Source organism: Aceticella sp. 75b-Ac (assembly GCF_056032965.2).
Map to the genome: position 1 here is coordinate 1,688,343 of NZ_CM190971.1, position 25,892 is coordinate 1,714,234.

The 25,892-nt window shown below is 33.2% G+C and carries 22 protein-coding genes, 2 tRNA genes, 1 riboswitch and 1 other annotated feature; of the genes, 4 read left to right on the forward strand and 20 right to left on the reverse strand.

Annotated features, from left to right (window positions below):
- Nucleotides 1-66: 66 nt before the first annotated feature.
- Nucleotides 67-654, reverse strand: coding sequence for a hypothetical protein (locus tag AC0LWJ_RS08660; RefSeq protein ID WP_474237668.1), 588 nt, complete (start codon nt 652-654; stop codon nt 67-69).
- Between the two features lie 180 nt (nt 655-834).
- Between AC0LWJ_RS08660 and AC0LWJ_RS08665 the strand changes: the two genes are divergently transcribed.
- Nucleotides 835-2,013 carry an LCP family protein gene (locus AC0LWJ_RS08665; protein ID WP_474237669.1) on the forward strand — a complete coding sequence of 393 codons (1,179 nt, stop codon included), beginning with the start codon at nt 835-837 and terminating at the stop codon, nt 2,011-2,013.
- A 16-nt stretch (nt 2,014-2,029) separates the two neighbouring features.
- On the opposite strand, the gene AC0LWJ_RS08670 is transcribed toward AC0LWJ_RS08665, so the two are convergent.
- The 4 genes from AC0LWJ_RS08670 to lepB all read right to left on the reverse strand — a co-directional run bounded on the left by AC0LWJ_RS08670 (nt 2,030) and on the right by lepB (nt 4,249).
- Nucleotides 2,030-2,123: transfer RNA gene (locus AC0LWJ_RS08670), tRNA-Ser, on the reverse strand.
- Between the two features lie 39 nt (nt 2,124-2,162).
- Nucleotides 2,163-2,251 (reverse strand) — tRNA-Ser (locus AC0LWJ_RS08675).
- Nucleotides 2,252-2,330: 79 nt separating this feature from the next.
- Complete coding sequence (serS, locus tag AC0LWJ_RS08680; protein ID WP_474237670.1) at nt 2,331-3,602, reverse strand: serine--tRNA ligase; 1,272 nt, start codon at nt 3,600-3,602, stop codon at nt 2,331-2,333.
- 116 nt (nt 3,603-3,718) lie between these two features.
- Nucleotides 3,719-4,249, reverse strand: a complete 531-nt coding sequence (gene lepB / locus AC0LWJ_RS08685; RefSeq protein ID WP_474237671.1) for a signal peptidase I — start codon at nt 4,247-4,249, stop codon at nt 3,719-3,721.
- Between the two features lie 304 nt (nt 4,250-4,553).
- Here lepB and ytvI point away from each other — a divergent pair, with 304 nt between their 5' ends.
- Entirely contained in the window at nt 4,554-5,618 is a 1,065-nt protein-coding gene (gene ytvI, locus AC0LWJ_RS08690) for a sporulation integral membrane protein YtvI (RefSeq protein ID WP_474237672.1), read from the forward strand.
- 22 nt (nt 5,619-5,640) lie between these two features.
- Here ytvI and ribH read toward each other — a convergent pair whose 3' ends face one another.
- The 14 genes from ribH to gyrB all read right to left on the reverse strand — a co-directional run bounded on the left by ribH (nt 5,641) and on the right by gyrB (nt 23,242).
- A complete protein-coding gene (gene ribH, locus AC0LWJ_RS08695) occupies nt 5,641-6,105 on the reverse strand; it encodes a 6,7-dimethyl-8-ribityllumazine synthase (RefSeq protein ID WP_284680082.1) in 465 nt (154 codons plus the stop codon).
- Between the two features lie 53 nt (nt 6,106-6,158).
- Nucleotides 6,159-7,349 carry a bifunctional 3,4-dihydroxy-2-butanone-4-phosphate synthase/GTP cyclohydrolase II gene (locus tag AC0LWJ_RS08700; RefSeq protein WP_474237673.1) on the reverse strand — a complete coding sequence of 397 codons (1,191 nt, stop codon included), beginning with the start codon at nt 7,347-7,349 and terminating at the stop codon, nt 6,159-6,161.
- 24 nt (nt 7,350-7,373) lie between these two features.
- The gene (gene ribE / locus AC0LWJ_RS08705; protein WP_474237674.1) at nt 7,374-7,997 is read right to left on the reverse strand and encodes a riboflavin synthase; all 624 of its coding nucleotides are present in this window, start codon (nt 7,995-7,997) and stop codon (nt 7,374-7,376) included.
- A 19-nt stretch (nt 7,998-8,016) separates the two neighbouring features.
- The gene (gene ribD / locus AC0LWJ_RS08710) at nt 8,017-9,096 is read right to left on the reverse strand and encodes a bifunctional diaminohydroxyphosphoribosylaminopyrimidine deaminase/5-amino-6-(5-phosphoribosylamino)uracil reductase RibD (RefSeq protein WP_474237675.1); all 1,080 of its coding nucleotides are present in this window, start codon (nt 9,094-9,096) and stop codon (nt 8,017-8,019) included.
- A 134-nt stretch (nt 9,097-9,230) separates the two neighbouring features.
- Nucleotides 9,231-9,347, reverse strand: a riboswitch (FMN riboswitch).
- A 29-nt stretch (nt 9,348-9,376) separates the two neighbouring features.
- Nucleotides 9,377-11,032, reverse strand: coding sequence for a biosynthetic-type acetolactate synthase large subunit (gene ilvB, locus AC0LWJ_RS08715; RefSeq protein WP_474237676.1), 1,656 nt, complete (start codon nt 11,030-11,032; stop codon nt 9,377-9,379).
- A gap of 217 nt (nt 11,033-11,249) precedes the next feature.
- Nucleotides 11,250-12,908: a dihydroxy-acid dehydratase gene (gene ilvD / locus AC0LWJ_RS08720; RefSeq protein ID WP_474237677.1), complete on the reverse strand. Its 1,659-nt coding sequence runs from the start codon at nt 12,906-12,908 to the stop codon at nt 11,250-11,252.
- On the reverse strand, nt 12,902-13,978 hold the full coding sequence (gene leuB / locus AC0LWJ_RS08725; RefSeq protein WP_474237678.1) for a 3-isopropylmalate dehydrogenase: 1,077 nt from the start codon (nt 13,976-13,978) through the stop codon (nt 12,902-12,904). The genes ilvD and leuB overlap by 7 nt, the downstream gene beginning before the upstream one ends.
- Nucleotides 13,978-14,463 (reverse strand): 3-isopropylmalate dehydratase small subunit, encoded by a 486-nt coding sequence (gene leuD / locus AC0LWJ_RS08730; RefSeq protein WP_474237679.1) that lies wholly within the window; start codon nt 14,461-14,463, stop codon nt 13,978-13,980. The genes leuB and leuD overlap by 1 nt, the downstream gene beginning before the upstream one ends.
- Complete coding sequence (leuC, locus tag AC0LWJ_RS08735; RefSeq protein WP_474237680.1) at nt 14,463-15,716, reverse strand: 3-isopropylmalate dehydratase large subunit; 1,254 nt, start codon at nt 15,714-15,716, stop codon at nt 14,463-14,465. Before leuC ends, leuD begins: the two co-directional genes overlap by 1 nt.
- Nucleotides 15,707-16,900: a 2-isopropylmalate synthase gene (locus AC0LWJ_RS08740; RefSeq protein ID WP_474237682.1), complete on the reverse strand. Its 1,194-nt coding sequence runs from the start codon at nt 16,898-16,900 to the stop codon at nt 15,707-15,709. The genes leuC and AC0LWJ_RS08740 overlap by 10 nt, the downstream gene beginning before the upstream one ends.
- 15 nt (nt 16,901-16,915) lie before the next feature.
- Complete coding sequence (gene ilvC / locus AC0LWJ_RS08745) at nt 16,916-17,911, reverse strand: ketol-acid reductoisomerase (protein WP_474237684.1); 996 nt, start codon at nt 17,909-17,911, stop codon at nt 16,916-16,918.
- 1 nt (nt 17,912) lies between these two features.
- Nucleotides 17,913-18,419: an acetolactate synthase small subunit gene (gene ilvN, locus AC0LWJ_RS08750; protein ID WP_474237822.1), complete on the reverse strand. Its 507-nt coding sequence runs from the start codon at nt 18,417-18,419 to the stop codon at nt 17,913-17,915.
- A 38-nt stretch (nt 18,420-18,457) separates the two neighbouring features.
- Nucleotides 18,458-18,687, reverse strand: a binding site (T-box leader).
- Nucleotides 18,688-18,903: 216 nt separating this feature from the next.
- Nucleotides 18,904-21,327, reverse strand: coding sequence for a DNA gyrase subunit A (gyrA, locus tag AC0LWJ_RS08755; protein ID WP_474237686.1), 2,424 nt, complete (start codon nt 21,325-21,327; stop codon nt 18,904-18,906).
- A gap of 13 nt (nt 21,328-21,340) precedes the next feature.
- Entirely contained in the window at nt 21,341-23,242 is a 1,902-nt protein-coding gene (gene gyrB / locus AC0LWJ_RS08760; protein ID WP_474237689.1) for a DNA topoisomerase (ATP-hydrolyzing) subunit B, read from the reverse strand.
- Between the two features lie 263 nt (nt 23,243-23,505).
- Between gyrB and AC0LWJ_RS08765 the strand changes: the two genes are divergently transcribed.
- The gene (locus AC0LWJ_RS08765) at nt 23,506-24,867 is read left to right on the forward strand and encodes a MurT ligase domain-containing protein (RefSeq protein ID WP_474237691.1); all 1,362 of its coding nucleotides are present in this window, start codon (nt 23,506-23,508) and stop codon (nt 24,865-24,867) included.
- Nucleotides 24,864-25,595, forward strand: a complete 732-nt coding sequence (locus AC0LWJ_RS08770; RefSeq protein WP_474237694.1) for a type 1 glutamine amidotransferase — start codon at nt 24,864-24,866, stop codon at nt 25,593-25,595. Before AC0LWJ_RS08765 ends, AC0LWJ_RS08770 begins: the two co-directional genes overlap by 4 nt.
- 28 nt (nt 25,596-25,623) lie before the next feature.
- On the opposite strand, the gene remB is transcribed toward AC0LWJ_RS08770, so the two are convergent.
- Nucleotides 25,624-25,881, reverse strand: a complete 258-nt coding sequence (gene remB / locus AC0LWJ_RS08775; protein ID WP_474237697.1) for an extracellular matrix regulator RemB — start codon at nt 25,879-25,881, stop codon at nt 25,624-25,626.
- Nucleotides 25,882-25,892 lie beyond the last annotated feature (11 nt).

A 25,892-nucleotide genomic window follows, 5' to 3' on the forward strand; every position in this document is an offset into this window, starting at 1 on the left:
TTTTAATTATTTTCCCCCAAATTAATATTCCCTCATATTTGCATATTAATAAAGAAATTTTTTCTTCTATTGAATTTGTTGGAGATTATTGATTATATCGTCAAATACTTTTATCTTTTCTATACCTTCTTTTGCCATACATACATTCTGAAAAGCAGAATTTAAATTATTAATAAGCTGAGGTGGTATATCATACACATATTTAATTTTTTCAACAGGTGGTTTTTTATTCAACTCAATATTAAGCATTATGTCCTTTTCTATCATAGATTTTAAAGTATTTATATTATTCTTTAAATCCTTTATTTTCTCTATTGAAATTCCATTATTATAGATATCTGCTTTCATATTTTTTATTAACTCTGAAATTTGATTAAGTATTTCTATCTGTCGGTTTTTAAATTCAATTTCTAAATCATTTTTCTCTTTATAATTATTATTTAAATAATTTAACAAACTTCTTTTGTTTTCATTTCCTATGGATTGAATTTTTGTAAAATATTCATTTATAAGTAAATCTAATTTTGATATATGCTCTTCAATCTTTATAATATTTTTTAATAAAATATTATTTGATTTATTAAGTTTTTCAAATATATATTCTGTTTCTTTTATGAGATTTTCTATTTTTAATGCCGATTGAATTATTTCCATCTATATCATCACCACCATTTTTATTATTTCCTTTTTTAGTTTAACTAATATAACAAAATTTTCTATATATATTGCATTTGCTTTATACTTTTCAATAGATTTCCATATTTATTTTATTGCTTAAATCCAATAACTGATGTATATTATTAATAAAATAATAAACATAGGATGAGATATGAGATGAAAAAAACTTTTAAAATTATTATTTTAATTTTTCTATGTATATCAATTGCAATAGCCGCAGGAACCTTTATGTTTTATATAAATTTAAACATTCCTGTAAAAAGTAATGAAATTCAGAGTAATATTTCTGAAAAAAATAAAAATATTCTTTTTGTAGGAGATGCGGATGGCTTATCAGATACAATATTTGTAGCAAGTTATAATATTCAAAAGAAAGAAATCAATTTGTTATCGATTCCAAGAGATGTATACTATCCACGACCCGGTTATTATTCACCTGAAGAAATGAAAATTAATGCGGCATATTCAGAAGGTAAAATCGATACACTTAAAAGTGCTGTTGAGGATATACTTAAAATAAATATTGATAATTATGTTATTTTAAATTATGACGGATTTAAACGTATTGTAGACGCCATCGGCGGCGTTGAAGTCAATGTTCCTTTTGACATGGTATATGATGACGATGTTGCAAAACCTCCACTCCATATAAATCTTAAAAAGGGGCTACAGATTTTAGATGGAGAAAAAGCATTAGAATTTGTAAGGTATCGTCATGGATATCGTAATGGCGATATTGGAAGGATAAATGCACAACATGATTTTTTTAAATCCTTTATAAATAAAGTAACATCACCATCAATACTACCAAAAATACCCTCACTTGCAATTACTTTAAGCAGAAATATAAAAACCGATTTATCAATATCTGATTTGACAGAATATGCCGTAAACTTTGTCAAAAACAAGCCTGATAAAATTAATATGGCAACTATACCTGGTGAAGGACGCTATCAAAATGATGTTAGTTACTATTTTATTGACACAGGTCAAACAATAGACCTTGCGAACCTATTTTTTAATAATAGTGCAGCTAAACCGAGTACGTATAAAAATATTGATAATTTAAATATAAATGTTGAAGTGTTAAATGGGACAGGCATTCCCGGTCTTGCTACAAAATATGCGGATAAACTAAAAAAGCAAGGTTTTACTGTAGTAAAAATAGGGAATGTTGATGGTATAAACTATTCAGCATCTATTGTATATATAATCAGCAGTGAAGAAAAGGCAAAAAAAGTTGCAAAAGCTTTATCTATAAATTTTATTGAAAGAAACGTTAAAAAAAATCCAAATATTGATGCAACTGTCATAATAGGTGAGGATAAAAAATAAAAAGCAACCTTTTAAATGGCGGAGAAGGAGGGACTTGAACCCTCGCGCCGGGTTTCCCCCGACCTACAGTCTTAGCAGGACCGCCCCTTCACCAACTTGGGTACTTCTCCATAGGTTCTTAAGTTGCTTAATTTTGTTATTTAATTGTATGGCGGAGAGGGTGGGATTCGAACCCACGGCTCCGTTAAGAGACACTGGTTTTCAAGACCAGCTCCTTAAACCCCTCGGACACCTCTCCTTGCCGCTATAACGATATAAAGTATATCATATACCGGCATTCTTGTCAATAACCCTGTTTGTGTAATTTATTAATTTTCTTATTTTTTAAGTATTTCTAATTTCATATATGGTTTCAAAGCCTCAGGTATGATTACAGACCCATCCTCCTTCTGATAATTTTCAAGTATTGCGGCAAAAGTCCTTCCAACTGCAATCCCTGAACCATTCAATGTATGGACAAATTGGGCTTTTCCTCCTTCTTTAGGTCTGAATTTTATATTTGCCCTTCGAGCTTGAAAGTCTTCACAGTTGCTACAAGAGGATATTTCAACATATCTTCCGTAACTGGGCATCCAAACTTCAATATCATATTTCTTTGCTGCTGTAAAACCAAGGTCTCCTGTACAAATTGCAACAACTCTATATGGCAGTCCAAGTTCTTTGAGGACATCCTCAGCATCATTTGTCATTTTCTCAAGCTCTTCATAGGATTTATCAGGTTCTGTGAATTTTACAAGTTCAACTTTATTAAATTGATGCTGCCTTATTAGCCCTCTTGTATCTCTTCCGGCAGAACCCGCTTCCTGTCTGAAACATGTACTGAATGCACAGTGATAAATCGGAAGCTTGTCACCATCAATTATCGTATCACGGTACATGTTTGTTACAGGTACTTCCGCTGTTGGTATCAGAAAATAATCTGTCCCCGCCACCTTAAATGCATCTTCCTCAAATTTAGGAAGCTGTCCTGTGCCATACATGCTCCTCCTATGTACCATAAAGGGCGGAAATATTTCTGTATAACCGTGTTTTTCTGTATGAAGATCCAACATAAAATTAATAAGCGACCTTTCAAGCCTTGAACCTAAACCTTTATAAAAAGTAAATCGTGAACCTGTAACTTTTGAAGCAGTTTCAAAATCCAATATATCAAGGTCAACACCTAAATCCCAATGGGGCTTTATCTTAAAATCGAATTTTCGCGGCAAACCCCATTTCCTAATCTCAATATTATCTGCATCACTATCGCCTACAGGAACACTTTTATCAGGTATATTTGGTATTGTCCATATAAGTTCATCTATCTTTTCCTCAACGTCCTTTAATTCTGATTCCATTTCTTTTATTCTTTCAGATATACCTTTCATATCTGAAATTAAGTCGGAAACATCTTTACCTTCACTTTTTAGTTTCGCGATATTTTCTGACTCTATGTTCCTTTTATTTTTTAATGATTCAAGCCCTGAAAGCATCTGTCTTCTTTTCTCGTCAATTTTTAAAAATTCATCGATATTAGTATTTTCTTTTTTTAGTTCAATGGCTCTTTTTACCGCTTCCGGATTATTTCTTATCCTCTTAATATCCAACATAAAAAATACCTCCAAATTCTATCTTAATACTAATTCCCGCCCTTAATACTAAGGACGGGAATTCCCGTAATTCTATCTGTTAATATTATACTACTTATCATTCACAAATTCAATATTTACTTACCTTCTATCGAACCTATGCTATCTAATGGCCATATTCTAAAAACAATTTTACCCAAAATAGCATCTCTTGATACATATTTATGTGTCCAATATCTGCTATCATACGACTGATTCCTGTTGTCCCCCATCATAAAATAATGATTAGGCGGTACCTTATAAGGACCGAATGTCCCTATCATCGGTTCTTTTAAGTATGGTTCTTTCACTTCTTTGCCATTTCTGTATAAAATGCCATTTTTTATTTCAATGATATCTCCACCTATTCCAATAACCCTTTTTACAAAGTTTGTAGAAGGTTTATCCGGAAATTCAAAGACAACAATATCCCCTCTTTTAATTGGTTCAATTCTGTAAATAAATTTATTTTCAATAAATTTATCACCCAACTGAATTGTATTCAACATAGAACCTGTTGGCACATCAACAAGTTCAAACACGTATGTTCTAATAAACATAGCGATTATAAAAGCCAATGCAATTGTTAAAATCCAGCTTATAATTTCTTTTCGCGTATTAGTTTTCATTTTTCAATCTCCTTTTACTAAGTATATTTAGATTATAACACAACATAAAATACATATAGAAATTTTTTTAATAAAAATAACTTTTTATGAATATTTTAATTAATAATGTTAATAATTACTATATAAGATAATAAAAGGGGGTATACAATGGATGAAAGGAATAATATCCCACAGCAAAATTGTAAAAAAATCAAAAAAATAATAAAAACCGCCCAATAAAATCCGTTAAAACCGGATTTTATTCATTTAACCATAGACAAAAATATATAGACCATATTATAATACTAATAAGGGAGGTTTTTTTGTGAAGGAATTTTTTATAATTTATAAGGAAATAATTAAAAAAAGTCTGACAATATTACTTATATTTGTTTTGCTTTACCTCTTGACATTTAAAATAACACCTTTCCTGCTTCCGTTTGCAATCGGCTTATTCTTTGCAATTTTAATTGACCCTGCTGTAGATTTTTTTGAAAAAAAAATTAAAATCCCAAGAGGTATTTCATCATTAATTCTTATTATTCTTTTAATCGCTATAATAGGATTTTTTATAACTTTAATTATTTCACAGCTTATTTATGAGCTAAATACACTTGCTGAATATGTTCCAAAATACACTGAATCAGTTGATATGATAATATCAAATTTAATAGATAGAATAAGAATGTACTACAAAACTCTTCCTCCAAATGTAACAACATTTTTTGAAAATAATCTTCAACTGCTTCTTAATAATATTTCTATATTAGCTAAGAATATTGCAACAGGACTTTTAGGATTTGTCGCATCACTACCTAATTTTTTCTTTATATTCTTATTATCGATTGTGTCAACATTCTTTATGAGTAAAGATAAATGGCTTATACTGAATTTTTTAGAAAAACAATTACCTCCAAATTGGATAAAACATGCCGTAAATATAAAAGGGGACCTTTTCCAAACCCTTATAGGTTTCTTAAGAGCAGAAACCATTATAATGTTTATAACATTTCTTGAGGTTTCTATAGGGCTTACAATCATTGGATTTAATTATGCTTTTTTATTAGGTTTAATTGTAAGCTTTATTGATATTCTTCCTGTATTAGGTTCTGGTTCTGTTCTTGTACCATGGGCAATTTATAACATAGCAGTAAAAAATTATATGGTAGGTGTGTATATTTTAATACTTTACGGTATTGTAACAATTGTAAGACAGCTGATTGAGCCAAAAATAGTAGGACAAAGTATCGGCTTGCACCCACTTGTTACCCTTCTTTCAATGTTTATTGGAGCAAAACTTTTTGGTGGTTTTGGACTTATAATGGGACCTGTCTTTGTTGTTATTTTTAAAGCCTTCCAAAAAGCCGGAATCATTCCGGCTTGGAAGTAAAAAATAAGGGCACGAATAGCCCTTATTTTAGTTCATCTATTAAATTTACCATCTCTATTGCTGTTACTGCCGCATCAAAGCCTTTATTCCCTGCTTTTGTTCCTGCCCTTACAATAGCCTGTTCTATTGTATCTGTTGTCAATACCCCATATATAACAGGCATATTTGTACTGAGTCCTACATTTGCAATACCTTTTGAAACTTCGTTTGCCACATAATCAAAATGAGGCGTTTCTCCCCTTATAACTGCTCCTAATGCAATTACTGCATTGTACTTTTTAGATTCAGCCATCTTTTTTGCTATGAGCGGTATCTCAAATGCACCGGGTGTCCATGCAATTTCAATATCCTCCTCTTTGACACCGTGCCTTTTTAAGGCGTCAAGTGCACCCTCTAAAAGTTTATTTGTAATAAATTCATTAAACCTGCTTACAACTATACCAAATTTTTTCTCTTCCCCTATGAGTTTTCCTTCGTATATTTTCATAACTGCGTTTCCTCCTTTTTATTTGTTAAGACAAAAGAAACGTCCCCTTGTCTTTATTTGTCCGAAAGCATGTGCCCCATCTTTTCTTTTTTTGTTTCAAGGTATCTCCTATTATAGTCATTATAACATATTTCAATAGGTACCCTTTCAACTATTTCAAGCCCATATCCTGAAAGCCCTGCCATCTTTTTAGGGTTATTTGTCATTATCCTTAATTTTTTTAGCCCAAGGTCTTTTAAAATTTGCGCACCTATTCCGTATTCCCTCATATCTGCTGGAAAACCAAGTTTAAGATTTGCCTCAACAGTGTCATATCCTTCATCTTGAAGGTGATATGCCTTAATCTTGTTTAAAAGTCCTATACCTCTTCCTTCCTGACTTAAATAAATAAGCACACCACCTTCACGTCCAATCCTATCCATTGCTGCATGAAGCTGGTCTCCGCAGTCACATCTTAAAGAACCTAGTACATCTCCGGTAAAACATTCGGAGTGTACCCTAACAAGGGTAGGTTCTTCACTTAATACCCCTTTCACCAGTGCAATATGCTGCTTACTTGTCAATATTTCTTCATAACCATAGATATCAAAATCACCAAATTTTGTAGGAAGTTTCGCCTGTGCTACCCTTTTTATAAGGGTTTCATTTTTTCTTCTATATTTTATTAAATCTTCAATAGAGATAATCTTTAAATCAAACTTTTTTGCAAATTCCATAAGTTCCGGAAGCCTTGCCATTGTTCCGTCATCATTAATTATTTCACATATTACAGCAGCCGGCTTTAATCCTGCAAGCCGTGTAATGTCTACAGATGCTTCCGTATGTCCGGCCCTTTGAAGAACACCTCCGTTTTTAGCCATAAGTGGAAATACATGTCCGGGTCTTGTAAAATCCTCTGCTTTCGAATTATCATCTACTAATTTTTTAATTGTCAGTGCCCTTTCAAATGCTGAAATTCCTGTTGTACATTCTTTAAAATCAGTTGAAACCGTAAATGCGGTTTCTTTATGGTCCGTATTATTTTGAACCATAGGATTTAAATTTAAGGTATTTAACTTATCCTCTGTCATTGGTACACAAACTAAACCACGTGCATATTTAATCATGAAATTAATATCTTCACCTTTTACCTTTTCAGCCGCCATAACAAGGTCGCCTTCGTTTTCCCTATCTTCATCATCTACAATAATAATCATTTTGCCGCATCTTATATCCTCTATCGCTTCTTCTATCCTGCTAAGCATTCTTTTACCTCCTTAAATAAGTTTTTAAACAAATCCGTTTTCGCTTAAAAAATCCTTCATGTCTTTTTTATTTATTAATTTCTCCACATACTTAGAAAGTATATCAACTTCAATGTTGACACTATCTCCAACATTCTTATAATTAAAGGTGGTTTCCCCCATTGTATGTGGGATTATTGAAACAGTAAAATAATTTTGCTGTGCATCAACAACTGTTAAACTTATCCCATCAACTGCGATACTGCCTTTTTGTACAATGTATTTTGAATATTTTTCCTTTGTTGATATTTTAAATATATATGCATTTTTCTCCTGTCTTTTACTTAAGATATCTCCTGTAAAATCTATATGTCCTGAAACAATATGACCGCCAAACCTTCCGCCGGCTTGCAATGCTCTTTCAAGATTTACCCTGTTCCCATTTTTTAAGTCCTTTAAATTACTGGCTCTCAACGTCTCCGGCATTACATCAGCGGTAAATGAATCTTTTGAAATATCGTTAACAGTCAAGCATACCCCATTTACCGCAATACTATCCCCAATTTTTGTTCCTTCAAGAACCCTGTTACATTCTACTATAATTTTTGAAAAATTACCATATACAATGTTTTTCACTATACCCATTTCTTCTATTATCCCGGTAAACATCCTGATTCCTCCACTATAATTACTTTATATGCCCTGAAATTAATATATCATCTTCTATCTTTTCTATCTCAATGTCCCTTAAATTTATCGAATCCATCACCTTAGAAAAACCCTTACCCTCTACTGACGTTATAGCATCTTTCCCACCTATAATCTTAGGTGCAATAAAAAACATTATTTTATCTGCTACAGCTTCTTCAAGGACAGACCAATTTAATGTTCCACCTCCTTCAATAAGCACGCTGTCAATACTTAGCTCTCCAAGTTTTACCATTAACTCTTTTAAAGGTACCCTCCCATTACTATTCTTTAATTCAATTATATCTATATCCCTTTCTTTAAGCTTTCTCCTGATGTTATCAGACATAAGCTCTGTTGTTGCAATTATTGTCCTTGCGGATTTATCATTTATAACATTTGAGTCAAGTGGAATCCTTCCTTTGCTGTCAACTACAATTCTTGTAGGACTTTTATAACCTTCTATCCTTGCTGTAAGATGGGGATTGTCTTTTATCACCGTATTTACACCAACCATAATTGCAGAAACCCTGCCTCTTATATTGTGAACATATTTTCTTGATTTTTCACCGGTTATCCATTTTGAATCCCCCGTATAACAGGCAATCTTTCCATCAATACTCATAGCAGATTTTAATATAACAAAAGGAAGTTTTGTTGTAATATATTTTATGAATATTTCATTAAGCTTCTCTGCCTCCTTTTCCATCATACCAAGATATACATTTATTCCGGCTTCTTGCAGCATTTTTATCCCCCTCCCTCTAACCATGGGATTGGGGTCCTCCATTGCTATATATACCTCCTTTATGCCCGATTTGATTATAGCATTACTGCATGGAGGAGTTTTACCAAAATGGCTGCAGGGTTCTAAGGTTACAAACATTGTTGCGCCATCTACATCATCAACCGCACTTTTTAACGCATTTATTTCTGCATGAGGACCTCCAAAATATTCATGATATCCTTCTCCTATTATTTTTCCATTTTTTACAATTACAGCGCCGACCAGAGGGTTTGGATTAGTATGTCCCCACCCTTTTTTTGCAAGCTCCAAAGCCCTTTTCATGTACTTTTCCAATAGAATCACCTCCAATTAATACTTGAAGTTTAAAAACCCCTGAGTTTAAAACTTCAGGGGTTTAATTACATTTTTAAATTATTTAGTTTCACTTTTAAGGTAGGATTTTTAATACCTTTGAATGATACCAATAATTTTTCCTTCTTCCATCCAGACTTTTATACTGTCGGCTCCGGAATTACACCAGATCTGCCATAAGGCTTGCGGGCTTTACCGCCGGTACGGAATTTCACCGATCCCTGAAGGTCTATTATTTTATTTGATTAATATCATTATACAACTATTCTATGGTATTTTCAACTGTTCCGCCTGCTGGAATAAATGGCAGAACCATTTCATCTTTGTCTATCATACACTCTATAACATAAGGCTTATTTAATGATATAGCCTTTTTAAAGGCGTTTTCAAATTGTTCTTTTGTATTAATCCTTTCAGCCTCAACACCGAAGGCTTCAGCAATTTTTGTGAAATTTAAATTTGCATTTAAGTCTGTATGAGAAAATCTTTTATCATATAAAAGATTTTGCCACTGTCTTACCATTCCAAGTGCCTGGTTGTTTAATATTATTGTAATAACAGGAATGTTGTAAATGGCTGCTGTTTCAAATGCATGTATATTCATTCTAATACTTCCATCACCTGCTATATTAATAACCCTTTTATCAGGTCGCCCTACCTGTGCCCCAAGCGCCGCAGGTAATCCAAAACCCATTGTACCAAGACCTCCTGATGTTACAAATGTTCTTGGCTCCTTAAATTTAAAATACTGTGCTGTCCACATTTGATTTTGTCCAACTTCTGTTGTCATAATAAGATTGTCTTTTCCTATTTCTTGTATCTTTTCAACAATCCACTGTGGCCTCAATATATCATCATTCTTATATTTAAATATGTTTGTTTCTTTCATTTCATGAAGTTCATTTATCCATTCTTCATGTCTAATTACAGGAATTTTATCATTAAGAAGTGTCAATATTTCTTTTATATCTCCAACAAGAGGCACATCTATCTTAATATTTTTTCCTATTTCAGCAGGGTCTATGTCCATATGAATGATTTTTGCCATGGGTGCAAATTTTTCGCATTTCCCTACAACACGATCACTAAACCTTGTACCGATTGCTATTAAAAGGTCAGATTTATATACCGCAAGGTTGGCAAATTTACTGCCGTGCATTCCTATAAGTCCTAATGAAAGTTCATAGTCCTCAGGAAAACTTCCAAGCCCCATTAAAGAGGTCGCTACAGGTATTTGCATTTTATTTGCAAAATCTAATAAAATCTTGGAGGCATTTGACAATATGACACCACCACCTGCAAATATAACAGGTCTTTTACTTTTTAATATCAGCTGAATGGCGTTATTCAAATTATCTTCTTCAACCCTTAAATTTTCTTTTTCTACATAATGGTCTTTTCTTTTAACATAATCTATATCGGCTGTTTGAATATCTTTTGGTACATCCACAAGTACCGGACCCGGTCTTCCCCTCTTGGCTATATAAAATGCTTCTCTTAAAATATCCGGCAATTTTTCAGGTGTTTTAACAATAAAATTATGTTTTGTTATTGGCATTGTTATACCTGCAATATCAACCTCCTGAAAAGAATCCTTGCCTATCATATTTGTCGGCACCTGACCCGTTATTGCAACAATAGGTATTGAATCCATATATGCATTTGCAATACCTGTTACAAGATTTGTAGCTCCCGGACCTGATGTTGCTATACATACACCAACTCTTCCTGTTACCCTTGCATATCCATCAGCCATATGTGCTGCCATTTGTTCATGTGTTGCCAATACGTGTTTTATATCGGAATCATACAATGCATCATAAAGCGGAATTACTGAACCCCCCGGTATTCCAAAAATAGTATCAACACCCATTTCTTTCAATACTTCTATAATTACTTGGGCGCCTTTTAATATCATAATACCACCTCCTTTATAACCTTCAAACAAGAATGTAAATATCCTTATTTATTAACTTGAACCTCCCATTACTGAAGTAACAGGATTCCTGATTCATTGACTTCGTAACCTCCATCTCCACAGGCTTAAAATCCGGTAGTCCCTACCGTACTGATTGTAGCCGTTGTCTTACTCATGACTAAAGTCACGAGTGTGCGACAACGAGTTCATCAAGATATCATTTAAAAACTGCCCCTGTACTAGCTGATGTAACCTGATTCGAATACCTTCCCATATATCCTTTTTTAATCTTGGGTTCAGGTTTAATCCAATTCTGAAACCTTGATTTTATCTCATCATCACTTAACTTCACATTGAGTTTCCTTGCAGGAATATCAATTTCTATAATATCTCCATCATTTATTATAGCTATTTCTCCACCTTCCATCGCTTCAGGTGATACATGACCGATACATGCACCCCTTGTAGCCCCGGAAAATCTTCCATCAGTTATTAATGCCACATCTTTATCAAGTCCCATACCTGCAAGTGCCGATGTTGGAGAAAGCATTTCCCTCATCCCGGGACCTCCTTTAGGTCCTTCATACCTTATAACAACAACATCACCTTTTTTTATCTCACCATTGTATATTGCTGATATAGCCTCATCTTCAGAATTAAATACCCTTGCAGGACCTTTATGTTTAAGCATTTCTTCTGATACGGCAGATGCTTTAACAACAGCCCCATCTTTTGCAATGTTACCAAACAATACTGCAAGCCCGCCTGTTTTGCTATAAGGATTTTCAACAGATTTTATTACATCATGATTTTTTATATAAGCATCCTTTATATTCTCACCAACTGTTTTACCTGTTACAGTAATTAATTCCGTATTTATTGCATTTATCTTGGTAAGTTCATTTAATATTGCCGGAATACCACCTGCAAAATGTAAGTCTTCTATGTGGTATTTCCCTGCAGGACTTAGTTTACAGAGATTTGGTACTTTTGCACTTATTTTATTTATTTCATCAAGTGATATTTCAACTCCCGCTTCATGTGCAATTGCTTTTAGATGCAAAAGGGTATTTGTTGAACCCCCAAGTGCCATATCTGCACAAAAAGCATTTATAAATGCATCTTTCGTAAGAATATCACAAGGTTTTATATCTTTTTTAATAAGCTCCATTATCTTCATTCCGGCATGTTTTGCAAGCCTAATCCTGTCTGAATATACAGCTGGAATTGTACCATTACCCGGAAGCCCCATACCAAGAACCTCTGTTAAACAATTCATTGTATTTGCGGTATACATTCCTGAACATGACCCACAAGTGGGACATGCAGATATTTCCATGTCATGTAAATCTTTATCGGAAATTTTCCCGGATTTAAATGAACCAACGGCTTCAAATAATAAACTAAGGTCATTTGGAGCGTCTTTATATCTCCCTGCAAGCATTGGACCACCGCTTACTGCGATTGATGGTATATTAAGTCTTGCAGCAGCCATCAACATTCCCGGAACAATCTTATCGCAATTTGGTATAAGGACAAGACCATCAAAACCATGTGCCATTGCCATTATTTCTACGCTGTCTGCAATAAGTTCCCTGCTGCCAAGTGAATATTTCATTCCCTTATGGTTCATAGCAATACCATCACATACACCTATTGTAGAAAATTCAATAGGTGTACCTCCTGCCATTCTGATACCTGCTTTTACAGCTTCAGCAATTTTATCAAGGTTTATATGCCCCGGAATTATATCGTTTTTTGAATTTGCAACACCTATAATAGGTCGCTCTAACTCCTCATCTGTAAGTCCTAAAGCATATAATAATGACCTATGGGGCGCCTTCTCCGCACCTTTTTTTACCTGATCACTTAACATTTTACCACCCCAATATATTCTGCTACCTTATCTCCCATTTCTTCAGTATTGACCATCTTTCCTTTGCCAAGGTCAGCTGTCCTATATCCGTCTTCCAACACCTTATTAACAGCTTCTTTAATCGCATTTGAAGCATCCTTCATATCAAAGGAATATTCCAGCATCATAGCAACAGATAATATCGTAGCAAGAGGGTTTGCTTTCTTTGTTCCCGCTATATCCGGTGCAGACCCATGTATAGGTTCATATAATCCTACTTTATCACCTCTTAAGCTGGCAGATGGAAGCATTCCAATAGAACCTGTCAGTTGTGATGCCTCATCACTTAAAATATCTCCAAAGATATTTGATGTAAGTATTATATCAAATTGAGAAGGATCTTTTATAAGCTGCATAGCACAATTATCAACATACATGTGGTTTAACTCCACATCAGGATAATCATTGCTTATCTCATTAACAATACTTCTCCAAAGCCTTGAAGTATCAAGTATATTTGCTTTATCAACAGATGTAATCTTCCTGTTTCTTTTTCTTGCCGTTTCAAAGGCAGTTATGGCTATCCTTTTTATTTCTGCTGTTTCGTAAACCTCCGTATCATATGCCTTAAAACCGCCATCTATTTTTTCTGTCCCTCTTGGTCCAAAATACATACCACCTGTTAATTCTCTTACAACAAGAATATCAAGCCCATCCTTTAACAGTTCATCTTTTAAAGGTGATGCACTTTTTAAGGGTTTAAAAAGTGTTGCAGGTCTTAAATTTGCATATACACCAAGACTTTTTCTTAAAGCAAGAAGCCCTGCTTCCGGTCTCTTATCTCCATCAAGTGTATCCCATTTATATCCGCCAACAGCTCCCAATAATACCGCATCACTATTAAGACATGCATTTTCTGTTTCCTTTGGGTATGGACATCCAAATTTATCAATAGCTATACCTCCAAAGGCATATTCTTTTACATTAAATTTTACATTAAATTTTTTTGAAATAACATCTAATACCTTTAATGCTTCATTTATTACTTCCGGTCCTATTCCATCACCAGGAAGCACTGCAATTTTATACATTATTTCACCTTCCCCTTAACATAATTTATCAGTCCGCCATTATTAATAATTTCTTTAATAAAATCTGGAAACGGTTGTGATTTATATATCTCACCTTTTGTGATATTTTTTATGATTCCACTTTCAGTATCAATGGATATTAAATCACCTTCTTCAATGGCATCAACTGCATCACTGCATTCTAAAATTGGAAGACCTATATTAATAGAATTCCTATAAAATATTCTTGCAAAGGATTTTGCTATAACACATGAAATACCGGATTCTTTTATAGCAAGCGGTGCATGCTCCCTGGAGGACCCACATCCAAAATTATAGCCTGCAACCATGATATCTCCCTTATTAACCTTATTCTTGAAATTTTTATCAATATCCTCCATACAATGTAATGCAAGTTCTTTTGGATCTGATGTGTTTAAAAATCTTGCCGGTATAATAACATCTGTATCTACATTGTCTCCATATTTTATTGCTTTACCCTCCATTAAACCACCTCCTCAGGACTTGCTATATATCCCTTTATAGCTGATGCTGCCGCAACTGCCGGGCTTGCAAGGTATACTTCACTTTCTGTATGACCCATTCTTCCTACAAAGTTTCTGTTTGTGGTAGATATTGCTCTTTCACCCTTTGCAAGAATTCCCATATGACCACCAAGACAAGGTCCGCATGTAGGTGTTGATACAGCTGCACCTGCCTTTATAAATTCTTCAATATATCCTTTTTTTATACTTTCAAGATAAATATCCTGTGTTGCCGGGAATATTATAAGCCGGACATCTGGATGTACTTTTTTTCCTTTCAATATCTCGTAAGTTATTTTCATATCTTCCATACGACCGTTTGTACATGAACCTATTACAACCTGATCTATTTTTATATCTTTCACTTCATCTATCGACTTTGTATTTTCAGGAAGATGTGGAAATGCTACTTGAGGTTTTATTTCAGATAAATCTATCTCATAAACTTCACTGTATATAGCATCTTCATCTGCTTTAAATACCTTATATTTCCTATTTGCTCTTTCTTTAATATACTCCTCGGTAATTTCATCAAATTCAAAAATACCGTTTTTAGCCCCTGCTTCTATTGCCATGTTTGCAATTGTAAATCTATCATCAATTGAAAGTGAACTTAAATCACCTGTAAATTCCATTGATTTATAAAGAGCACCATCAACACCGATTTTTCCAATTATATACAAGATAACATCCTTACCACTGACCCATTTTGATAATTTTCCTTTCAGATTAAACTTAATAGCTTCAGGCACTTTAAACCAAGCCTTGCCTGTCGCCATTGCACAAGCCATATCTGTACTGCCTACCCCTGTTGAAAAGCAACTGATTGCACCATAGGTACATGTATGTGAATCTGCACCTATGGCAATCTCTCCAGGCAATACAAGACCTTTTTCAGGCAAAAGGGCATGCTCTATACCCATCTGACCTACTTCAAAAAAATTAACTATTCCATATTCTCTTGCAAATTTTCTTACTATATTTACCTGCTCTGCGGATTTAATATCTTTATTCGGTACAAAATGATCCGGTACAAGGGCAATCTTGTTTTTATCAAATACATCTACACCAATTTTTTTAAATTCTCTTATAGCAACCGGTGCTGTTACGTCATTTCCAAGAACCATATCCACATTAGCTTCAATCAATTCTCCTGCATGTACCGGATGACCTACCTTATGTGAAAGTATTTTTTGCGTCAAAGTTAGACCCAAACTTCTCCCTCCTTTAATTTCTTATCTTTTTCAAGCTGTTCTTTTATGATATTTACTATATCTTCATCTTCTACTATTTTTTTCTCATCTGCAAGCTCTTTAAATTTTTTAAATGCTTTATCAATTTCATCATGTGAAAGTTTATATCCAAGTTTTTCAACCTTTAATTCAAAAGCATTTCTGCCTGATAGCTTACCTAAGACGAAATGTTCTGTTTCAATACCTATATCCTCCGGATTTAAAATCTCATATGTCATCCTGTTTTTCATTACACCATGTTGATGAACACCTGCCTGATGCCTAAAGGCATTTACACCAACAATCGGCTTATTGGGCTGTAATTTTATACCTGCAATTTCACTTACAAGGCTGCATGTTGAATATATTTCTTTTTTATTGATGTTATGGAATACATTAAAATAATCCTTTCTTGTATCAAGTGCCATAACAACCTCTTCAAGTGCTGCATTTCCTGCTCTTTCACCAATACCGCATACTGTAACCTCTATCTGGTCTGCACCATTTTCAATTGCTGAAAGAGAATTGGCTACTGCCATACCAAGGTCATTATGACAATGTGTACTTAAAATAACATTATCAATATTGGGAATGCTTTTTTTCAAATATGCAATCATCTTGCCAAATTCCCCTGGTACAGAATAACCTACAGTATCTGGCACATTAATTATACTTGCACCTGCATCTATGACTTCACTGAAAACTTTCGTCAGAAAATCATAATCGCTTCTCGATGCATCTTCTGCAGAAAATTGTATTTCATCAAATTTACCTTTTGCATATTTTATACTTTCAACAGCTCTTTTAAGTACTTCGTCCTTTGTCATTTTTAATTTGTATTTTATGTGTAAATCTGATGTTGCTATAAATAAATGCATTCTTGATTTTTCAGCATGCTTTAAGGCTTCATAAGCTCTGTCTATATCTTCTTTTACCGATCTTCCCAGAGCAGCTATTGTAATTTCCTTTAAATTTTCTGCAATGTTTTTAACAGCTTCAAAATCTCCGTTAGATGCAGCCGGAAAACCCGCTTCCATAACATCTACACCAAGTTTTTTAAGCTTTTCAGCAATTTTATATTTATCTTCTTTATTAAAACTAACACCGGGTGTTTGTTCACCATCTCTTAAAGTGGTATCAAAAACAATGACTTTTCTATCCCCCATATAATAACCTCCATATCAATCCTTCTTCAACCACGCCATCATACTACGCAAGTGATTTCCTACCTGTTCCACTTTTGAATTTGCTTCCCTTTCTCTTATTGCATTAAATGAAGGTCTTCCAACTTGATTTTCCAAGAGCCATTTCTTTGCAAATTCACCATTCTGTATCTCTGATAAAACATTTTTCATTTCTTTTCTTGTTTCTTCTGTAATTATTCTTTTACCTGTTACATAATCACCAAATTCTGCTGTATCAGATATTGAATATCTCATTTTGCTGAATCCGCCTTCATATATAAGGTCAATAATTAATTTCATTTCATTGATGCATTCAAAATATGCTATTTCTGGTTGATAACCTGCCTCAACAAGTGTTTCAAAGCCTGCTTTCATCAATTCCGTTACACCACCGCAAAGTACCGCTTGCTCACCAAAAAGGTCTGTTTCAGTTTCCTCTTTAAATGTGGTTTCAATAACACCTGCTCTTGTTCCACCAATCCCCTTCGCATATGCTAATGCTGTATCAAATGCTTTACCTGTAAAATTCTGATATACCGCAACAAGGTCGGGTACCCCTTTGCCTTCTTCATATACTCTTCTTACAAGATGACCCGGTCCTTTTGGTGCCACCATAAATACATCAACATATTTTGGCGGAACTATCTGATGAAAATGTATGTTAAATCCATGTGCAAATGCCAGTGCATCCCCTTCTTTTAAATGTTTTTCAATGCTTTCCTTGTATACCTTAGATTGTTTTTCATCAGGAATAAGCATCATTATAACATTAGCAGCTTCCGCAGCATCTTCAACACTCATTACTTTAAGACCTGCAGCTTCAGCTCTTTCTCTCGATTTACTTTTTTCATAAAGCCCTACAACAACATCAAGACCTGAATCCTTGAGATTTAAAGCATGAGCATGACCTTGACTTCCATATCCAATTATCGCTATTTTTTTACCCTTCAAAAGATTTAAATCCGCATCTTCATTATAAAACATTTTAGCCATATTAAATTTCCTCCTTATATTCTTTTAAAGTTCTACTTCCTCTTTCAAGAGAAATTAAACCTGTTCTCACGAGTTCTTTTACCTCAAATTGCTTGATTAGGTTAATAAAAGCATTAATTTTTTCACTATCACCAGTAATTTCAATAATAAGCGAATTAAGTGAGATATCGATTATTTTTCCTCTAAAAGTTTCTGTTATTTGAGTAATATTATCCCGTGTATTTGAATCAATCCCTACTTTTACCATGAGAAGCTCTCTTGATACATTATCATATGCACTTAGGTCCTGTACTTTTATTACTTCATACAATTTTTTAAGCTGTCTCATGATCTGTGTTATAACATAATCATCACCATTGACTGTCAACGTTATTCTGGATATATCTTTTTGTTCGGAGGGACCAACAGCAAGACTTTCAATATTGTAACCTCTCCTGGAAAAAAGACTTACAACCCTTGATAATACTCCAGAATGATTTTCTACCAAAACCGAAATTACATGTAATATATTCACCACCTCCTTAAAAAATAACCTCGCCCTAAAAAAGTCAGGGCGAGGAACTGTCCACGCGATACCACCTGAATTCGCTATTATCTCACGATAATAACCTCAGCAAGTAATTATACTTATCTTTAACGCAGACCTACGGTATAGCCTACTTATGTTTCAACTATACTGCTCCGGAGCGATCAAATATACATGCAAGCACCGATTTGCAGCAAACATCGGCTCTCTTCAGCTTACATAATATACCCCTCTCTTTCATCGCTGAAAATTAAAATATTAAATTAAGTGGATTTACATGCTATTTTATCAGTTTTATATATTTAAGTCAAATTAATTTTTTGTAAATTTTAAATAATCCATCGTTTACATTTATTAAAATTTTTAAATAATTAATCAATAAAAATTCACTTCTTTTTATTATAGCTTATATATTATGAACCATTTTATAGTAAAATGAAGGATAAAACCACAATAAATTGTGGTTTTATCCTTCATTGTTTATAAGTGCGGTTGATACAACTCTATCCCATTTATCAAGTTTCATCAAAGTTACACCTTTAGTTCCCCTGTGCATTTTTGATATATCAGAAACATTTATCCGTATTAAAATTCCATTTGCAGAAATTATCATAATCTCGTCATCTTGGTGCACCGACCTTATAGCAACAAGTTTACCGGTTTTTTTGCTTAATTTGATTGCTATTAATCCCTTTCCCGCCCTTCTCTGAAGGCTATATTCTTTAAGTTCCGTTCGTTTGCCAAATCCGTTTTCTGTAACAATTAAAATATCCTTATCAGGACTTACAAGGTCCATACCTACGACCATATCTCCCTCTCTTAGAGAAATAGCTTTGACTCCTCTTGCCGTCCTTCCCATATGCCTTACATTTTTTTCATTAAATCTGATAGAATATCCATTTGATGTTCCTATTATTATCTCCCTTTTTCCATCAGTAAGTTTTACATTAATAAGCTCATCATTTTCATCAAGATTTATTGCAATAAGACCGTTTTTCTTAATCGATGAAAATTCATCAATAGAGGTCTTTTTTATTATACCTGACTTAGTACACATTAAGACATATTTTACATTTGAAACCTTTTTAACCGGTATTACGGCATTTACCTTCTCTTCTTGTGATATCTGCAGTAAATTTATAATTGCCGTTCCTTTGGCTTGTCTGCCAAATTCAGGTATATCTATCGTTCTTAAACTATAAACCTTGCCTTTGTTTGTAAAAAACAAAAGTTTTTCATGGGTTGTTGTGATAAAAACATCTTCCACAAAATCATTTTCCCTTGTAGATATTCCCGATATACCCTTTCCTCCTCGCTTTTGAGATTTATATACATCAAGAGGCATCCTTTTAACATATCCAAAATGTGTCATTGCTACAACCACATCTTCAAGTTCCACAAGGTCCTCAAGATTAAGTTCATCTTCTTTTGCTACTATATGTGTACGTCTTTCAGTAGCAAATTTATTTTTTATTTCTGTAAGTTCCCTTTTTATAACATCAAGTACCTTCTTTTCATCTGCAAGTATATTTTTTAATTGTTTTATTCTGTCATATAATCCATTCAATTCTTCTTCTATTTTATGCCTTTCAAGACCGGTAAGTCTGCCAAGCCTCATATCAACAATTGCCTGTGCCTGCTTCTCACTTAAAGTGAATCTTTCTATTAAATTTTGTTTAGCAATTGTTTCATTTTTTGAACCTCGAATTATATTTATAACTTCATCAATATAATCAAGAGCAATCTTAAGACCTTCTAAAATATGTGCTCTTTCTTCAGCTTTTCTTAATTCAAATTTAGTTCTTCTTGTAATAACATCCACCTGATGGTCTACATATTTTTCAATTATCTGTTTTAAATTTAATATCTTTGGTTCACCATCAACAAGCGCCAGCATAATTGCACCAAATGTCTGCTGCATCTGTGTATGCATATATAATTTATTTAATACGACTTTCGGGTTTGCATCTCTTTTTAGTTCTATGACAATCTTCATACCGTTTCTATCCGACTCATCCCTTAAATCAAAAATTCCTTCAATATGCTTATCCTTTGCAAGTTCGGCAATTTTTTCCACAAGCCTTGCTTTGATAACCATATATGGAATTTCTGTTACAACAATTCGATTTCTACCATGATATTCTTCAATTTCAGCCTTAGCCCTAACAATAATTTTACCCCTGCCTTTAGTATATGTTTCCCTTATTCCATCTTTACCAATTATTAAGCCTGCTGTCGGAAAATCTGGTCCTTTAATATACTTCATAAGGTCTTCTATTTCTATATACGGGTTATCTATATAACTTATAATACCATCTATTACCTCAGTAAGATTATGTGGCGGTATATTTGTCGCCATGCCAACAGCTATGCCCTGTGAACCATTCACCAGTAGATTTGGAAATCTTGAAGGAAGCACAACAGGCTCTTTTAATGTTTCATCAAAATTTGGGATAAAATCCACTGTTTCTTTATTAATATCTGTAAGCATTTCAAGTGATATCTTAGAAAGCCTTGCTTCAGTGTACCTCATGGCAGCAGCAGGATCCCCGTCTATACTTCCAAAATTTCCATGTCCGTCAATTAATGGTTCTCTCATGGAAAAATCCTGCGCTAATCTTACCATAGTATCATAAACGGCGGCATCACCATGTGGATGATATTTTCCAAGAACTTCACCGACAACAGCAACACTCTTTTTGTATGGCTTATCAGGGGTCAATCCTAATTCATTCATTGCATAGAGAATTCTTCTGTGTACAGGCTTTAACCCATCTCGTATATCAGGCAATGCCCTCCCTACGATTACACTCATTGCATAATCTATATATGATTTTTTCATCTCATCTTCAAGGTCTACCGATAGAACCCTTTCCATCTCATTACTCATTTATCTCACCACCTTATATATCAAGATTTCTAACAGTTTTAGCGTATTTTCCAATGAAATCCCTCCTGGGTTCAACCTTATCACCCATTAAAATTGTAAATATTTCATCAGCTGCCATTACATCCTCAAGGTTTACCCTTAACATCGTTCTCTTTTCAGGGTCCATTGTCGTATCCCACAACTGATCTGCATTCATTTCACCAAGACCTTTATACCTTTGAATATTATAGCTTTCACGTCCAATCTTTTGAAGCAGTAAATCAAGTTCCTTATCAGAATATGAATAATAAACCTTTTTACTTTTTTCAACTTTATATAAAGGCGGCTGTGCAATATAAACATTGCCATTTTCCACTAATGGTCTCATAAATCTATAAAAAAATGTCAAAAGCAGTGTTCTTATATGACTTCCATCAACATCGGCATCTGTCATTATAACTACCTTGTGATATCTTAATTTTGATATGTCAAAATCATCTCCAATACCTGTACCCAGTGCCGTAATCATAGCCCTTATTTCTTCATTTGATAAAATTTTATCAATTCTTGCCTTCTCAACATTTATTATTTTACCTCTTAATGGGAGTATCGCTTGAAACTTACTATTTCTTCCCATTTTTGCAGACCCTCCGGCAGAGTCACCTTCAACTAAAAAAAGTTCGCATTTTGAAGCATCTTTTTCGGAACAATCCGAAAGCTTACCGGGTAATGCTGTTGATTCAAGTGCGGTTTTCCTTCTCGTTAATTCCCTTGCTTTTTTTGCAGCTTCCCTTGCTCTGGCAGCTGATGTTGCTTTTTCAAGTATTATTTTTGCAACTTTTGGATTTTCCTCCATAAATGCTGTTAACTTTTCTGTAACAATTGAATCAACAATTGACCTCATCTCAGTATTGCCGAGCTTTGTCTTTGTCTGTCCTTCAAACTGAGGATTCTTTAATTTTACGCTGACTATTGCTGTAAGTCCTTCTCTTACATCTTCACCCTGTAAATTCTTTTCATTTTCTTTTATTACATTAAACTTTCTTGCATAATCGTTAATAACCTTTGTGAGAGCAGTTTTAAATCCTATTAAATGTGTTCCACCTTCTCTCGTATCTATGTTATTGGCAAAGCTGAATATATTTTCTGTATATGTGTCATTATACTGCATACAAACTTCAACATCATAATCTTCCGACTTTGCCTCCATGTAGATAGGTTCTTCATGAAGAACTTCTTTATTTCTATTTAGATATTTTACAAATGATACTATACCACCTTCATAGTGTAGTATTTCTTCCTTTCCATCCCTTTCATCAATAAGCTCTATTTTTACACCTTTATTAAGAAATGCTAATTCTCTAAGTCTCTGTAGTAAAATATCGTAATTGTATTCTAATTCTTCAAATATTTCCTTATCAGGTTTAAATGTTATTGTTGTACCGGTTTCATTTGTTTCACCTATTATGTTAAGCTCTGTTTTCGGCACACCTCTTTCATATTCTTGCTTAAATATCTTCCCATTCTGCTTTACGATTACTTCTAATTTTTCCGAAAGTGCATTTACAACAGATACACCTACGCCATGAAGACCACCTGACACTTTATATGCATCATTGTTAAATTTTCCTCCTGCATGGAGTATTGTAAGAGAAACTTCCACCGCAGATTTGCCAACTTTAGGATGAATACCCGTTGGAATCCCTCTACCATCATCCTTGACAGTAATTGAATTATCTTTATGAATTATTACAAGTATATTTTTACAAAAACCTGCAAGTGCTTCATCTATGCTGTTATCTACAATCTCATATACAAGATGATGAAGACCTTTTGGACCCGTACTTCCAATATACATTCCCGGACGTTTACGTACAGCTTCTAAGCCCTCAAGTATTTGTATTTGACCTGCATCATAACTATCATCTATTGCCATTAATATACCCCCGTACATTATTTATTATTTTTATTTTATCATATCTTTAAGTTTTTTACAAGAATAGATATTTTAGGATTTTTAAGGAAAACTTCATAATAAACCATATTAAAACAATTGCAAAAAATTTTTCATTTTCATTTTACATTGTAATATAATATACTTAAAATAAAACAATTGCAATACCTGTGGCATTTGTTCTAATTTATTATAAAATTTGATATAATTATTTTTTAATTTTTCTATTTAAGGTGGTGTTTTTTTTGAAATTTTTTAGTACGGAAATAGGAAAGTTTACTGTTTTTGCATGTAAAATAACAGGAAAAGGCGGAACTTCTTTACCTGGAAAACTTGCATTAAAAGTAAACCCTAAAATTATAAATGAATTAATAAAAGGAATAAAAGGTGACAAAATCGTTATCACAGGTACAAATGGTAAAACAACAACATCAGGACTTATTGCAAGTATATTGAAAACCACAGGTAAAAACGTGATTCATAACAGAGAAGGAGCAAATATGTCAAGTGGTATTGCAACCGTTTTGATAAAAAACAGCAATATCTACGGTAAATTGAAGGCGGATATAGGAGTATTTGAAATAGATGAAGCTAATATGCCCCTCCTTCTTGATGATATAAAACCAAATATTGTCGTTATAACAAATTTTTTCAGGGATCAATTGGATAGATACGGAGAACTTGATACAACCATAAAAAAAGTTAAAGAATCTTTAAATAAACTATCAAAAGATTCAATAGTGCTTTTAAATGCAGATGAACCTTTCACAGCCGCAATTGGTAATGATTTAAAATTAAAAGTAATGTATTATGGAATAAATGACCATATTAATAGAGGATATGGATTATCACCTTCTTTTGAACAGAAATACTGTCCTTCGTGTGGAGATAAATATGTTTATAAGGAAGTTTTTTATGGACAACTTGGTGATTATTATTGTCCTTCATGTGGTAAAAAAAGACCAAAGCTTGATTTTAGTGCATTAAATATAGACATAAACGAAGATGGTATCTCTTTCGATTTAAAATATAAAGATAGGCTCTTTAAAATTAAAAGCCATCTTTTTGGCATATATAATATATATAATGTAATGGCTGCTGTTACAGCAAATTTACTTCTTAATACAAATATAAGTGATATCATTAATGGACTGGATAATTATAAACCTATAGCAGGAAGACTTCAAAAAACAACTTTAAATGGAAAAAAAGCAATTATAAATCTTATAAAAAATCCTATTGGGTTTGATAGTACATTAAGCATGCTGAAAGAAATAAAAAGGCCGTTAAATCTTGTCATTGCAATAAATGATAACTATGCCGACGGACGTGATGTTTCATGGTTATGGGATGTGAATATAGAAGATTTTGTTGTAAATTCAAAGATAAATTCTGTCGTAGCGTCAGGTTTAAGAGCAGAAGACATGGCTCTTCGATTAAAATATGCAGGTATTGATACAAAAAAAATAGAAGTAATTAATTCTATTGAGAAAGCTCTTAATTATATATCATCAGTTACTAAAGATGAACTTATAATTGTATTACCAAATTATACTTCTTTACATGAAGTTAATACATTCTTAAAGTTAAGAGGTGATGACAAATGAAATTAACAATAGGACATATGTACCCAGACCTTTTAAATTTGTATGGTGATAGAGGAAATATTCTAACATTAATTAGAAGATGTGAGTGGAGGGGAATTGATGTTGAAGTTAAATCCATTACAATTGACATAAATACAAATTTCACTGATATTAATATACTTTTTTTAGGTGGCGGTTCGGATAGGGAACAAAAAATCGTAAGTGATGACCTTACATTAAAAAGAATGAAAAATTTTAAATCAGCTGTCGAAGATGGCATGACGGTTTTAAGCATATGTGGCGGGTATCAATTGCTGGGTAAATATTATCAAATTGGAACAAATAATAAGCTTCCAGGTATTGGCATATTCGATGCTTGGACAATTGCAGGAAATAAAAGAATGATAACTAATGTAATTATTGAGGCACAAATAAACAATCTAAAATTTAAAATGGTGGGTTTTGAAAACCATTCTGGGAAAACCTATCTAAAAAACACAAAACCTCTGGGGAATATTATAATCGGCAATGGTAATAATGGAGAAGACCATACAGAAGGAGCATATTACAAAAATGCTTTTGGAACATATCTTCATGGTCCTGTACTTCCAAAAAATCCTGAATTTGCTGATTATTTAGTATTAACTGCTCTTAAGAGAAAATATGGCAACGTTGTTTTACAACCACTTGATGACACATTTGAGCATAATACACAAAATGCGATTATAAAAAGATTTTCAAAAATTTAACTTTTTTAAATAGAGGATTATCCTCTATTTAATTAATTTGTTTCCTCATTCTTTTTAAAATTGTTAGTGATGAAACAGGTGATAAATAAATAACACTTTTTTTATTTTTCTCGGTAATAATAAAGGATTTTGGTTTTTCCTCTGATATATTTACTATAAATCCCTCTTCATCTGAAATTTTTAAAAATTGTAAGGTGGCATCAGAAATCTTTTTAACATTTATATCAATAATAGCTATTATATCACTACCCGGTATAACCACATTACCACCTAAGTGTACATACATTATTTTGTCCT

Coding starts and splice junctions, on each gene's coding strand:
- AC0LWJ_RS08660 (WP_474237668.1), bottom strand. CDS start 654: ATGGAAATAATTCAATCGGCATTAAAAATAGAAAATCTCATAAAAGAA.
- AC0LWJ_RS08665 (WP_474237669.1), top strand. CDS start 835: ATGAAAAAAACTTTTAAAATTATTATTTTAATTTTTCTATGTATATCA.
- serS (WP_474237670.1), bottom strand. CDS start 3,602: ATGTTGGATATTAAGAGGATAAGAAATAATCCGGAAGCGGTAAAAAGA.
- lepB (WP_474237671.1), bottom strand. CDS start 4,249: ATGAAAACTAATACGCGAAAAGAAATTATAAGCTGGATTTTAACAATT.
- ribH (WP_284680082.1), bottom strand. CDS start 6,105: ATGAAAATATACGAAGGAAAACTCATAGGGGAAGAGAAAAAATTTGGT.
- AC0LWJ_RS08700 (WP_474237673.1), bottom strand. CDS start 7,349: ATGCTTAGCAGGATAGAAGAAGCGATAGAGGATATAAGATGCGGCAAA.
- ribE (WP_474237674.1), bottom strand. CDS start 7,997: ATGTTTACCGGGATAATAGAAGAAATGGGTATAGTGAAAAACATTGTA.
- ilvB (WP_474237676.1), bottom strand. CDS start 11,032: ATGATATTAAAAGGCGCCCAAGTAATTATAGAAGTATTGAAAGAAATG.
- ilvD (WP_474237677.1), bottom strand. CDS start 12,908: ATGTTAAGTGATCAGGTAAAAAAAGGTGCGGAGAAGGCGCCCCATAGG.
- leuB (WP_474237678.1), bottom strand. CDS start 13,978: ATGTATAAAATTGCAGTGCTTCCTGGTGATGGAATAGGACCGGAAGTA.
- leuD (WP_474237679.1), bottom strand. CDS start 14,463: ATGGAGGGTAAAGCAATAAAATATGGAGACAATGTAGATACAGATGTT.
- AC0LWJ_RS08740 (WP_474237682.1), bottom strand. CDS start 16,900: ATGGGGGATAGAAAAGTCATTGTTTTTGATACCACTTTAAGAGATGGT.
- ilvC (WP_474237684.1), bottom strand. CDS start 17,911: ATGGCTAAAATGTTTTATAATGAAGATGCGGATTTAAATCTTTTGAAG.
- gyrA (WP_474237686.1), bottom strand. CDS start 21,327: ATGAGTAATGAGATGGAAAGGGTTCTATCGGTAGACCTTGAAGATGAG.
- gyrB (WP_474237689.1), bottom strand. CDS start 23,242: ATGGCAATAGATGATAGTTATGATGCAGGTCAAATACAAATACTTGAG.
- AC0LWJ_RS08770 (WP_474237694.1), top strand. CDS start 24,864: ATGAAATTAACAATAGGACATATGTACCCAGACCTTTTAAATTTGTAT.
- remB (WP_474237697.1), bottom strand. CDS start 25,881: ATGTATGTACACTTAGGTGGTAATGTGGTTATACCGGGTAGTGATATA.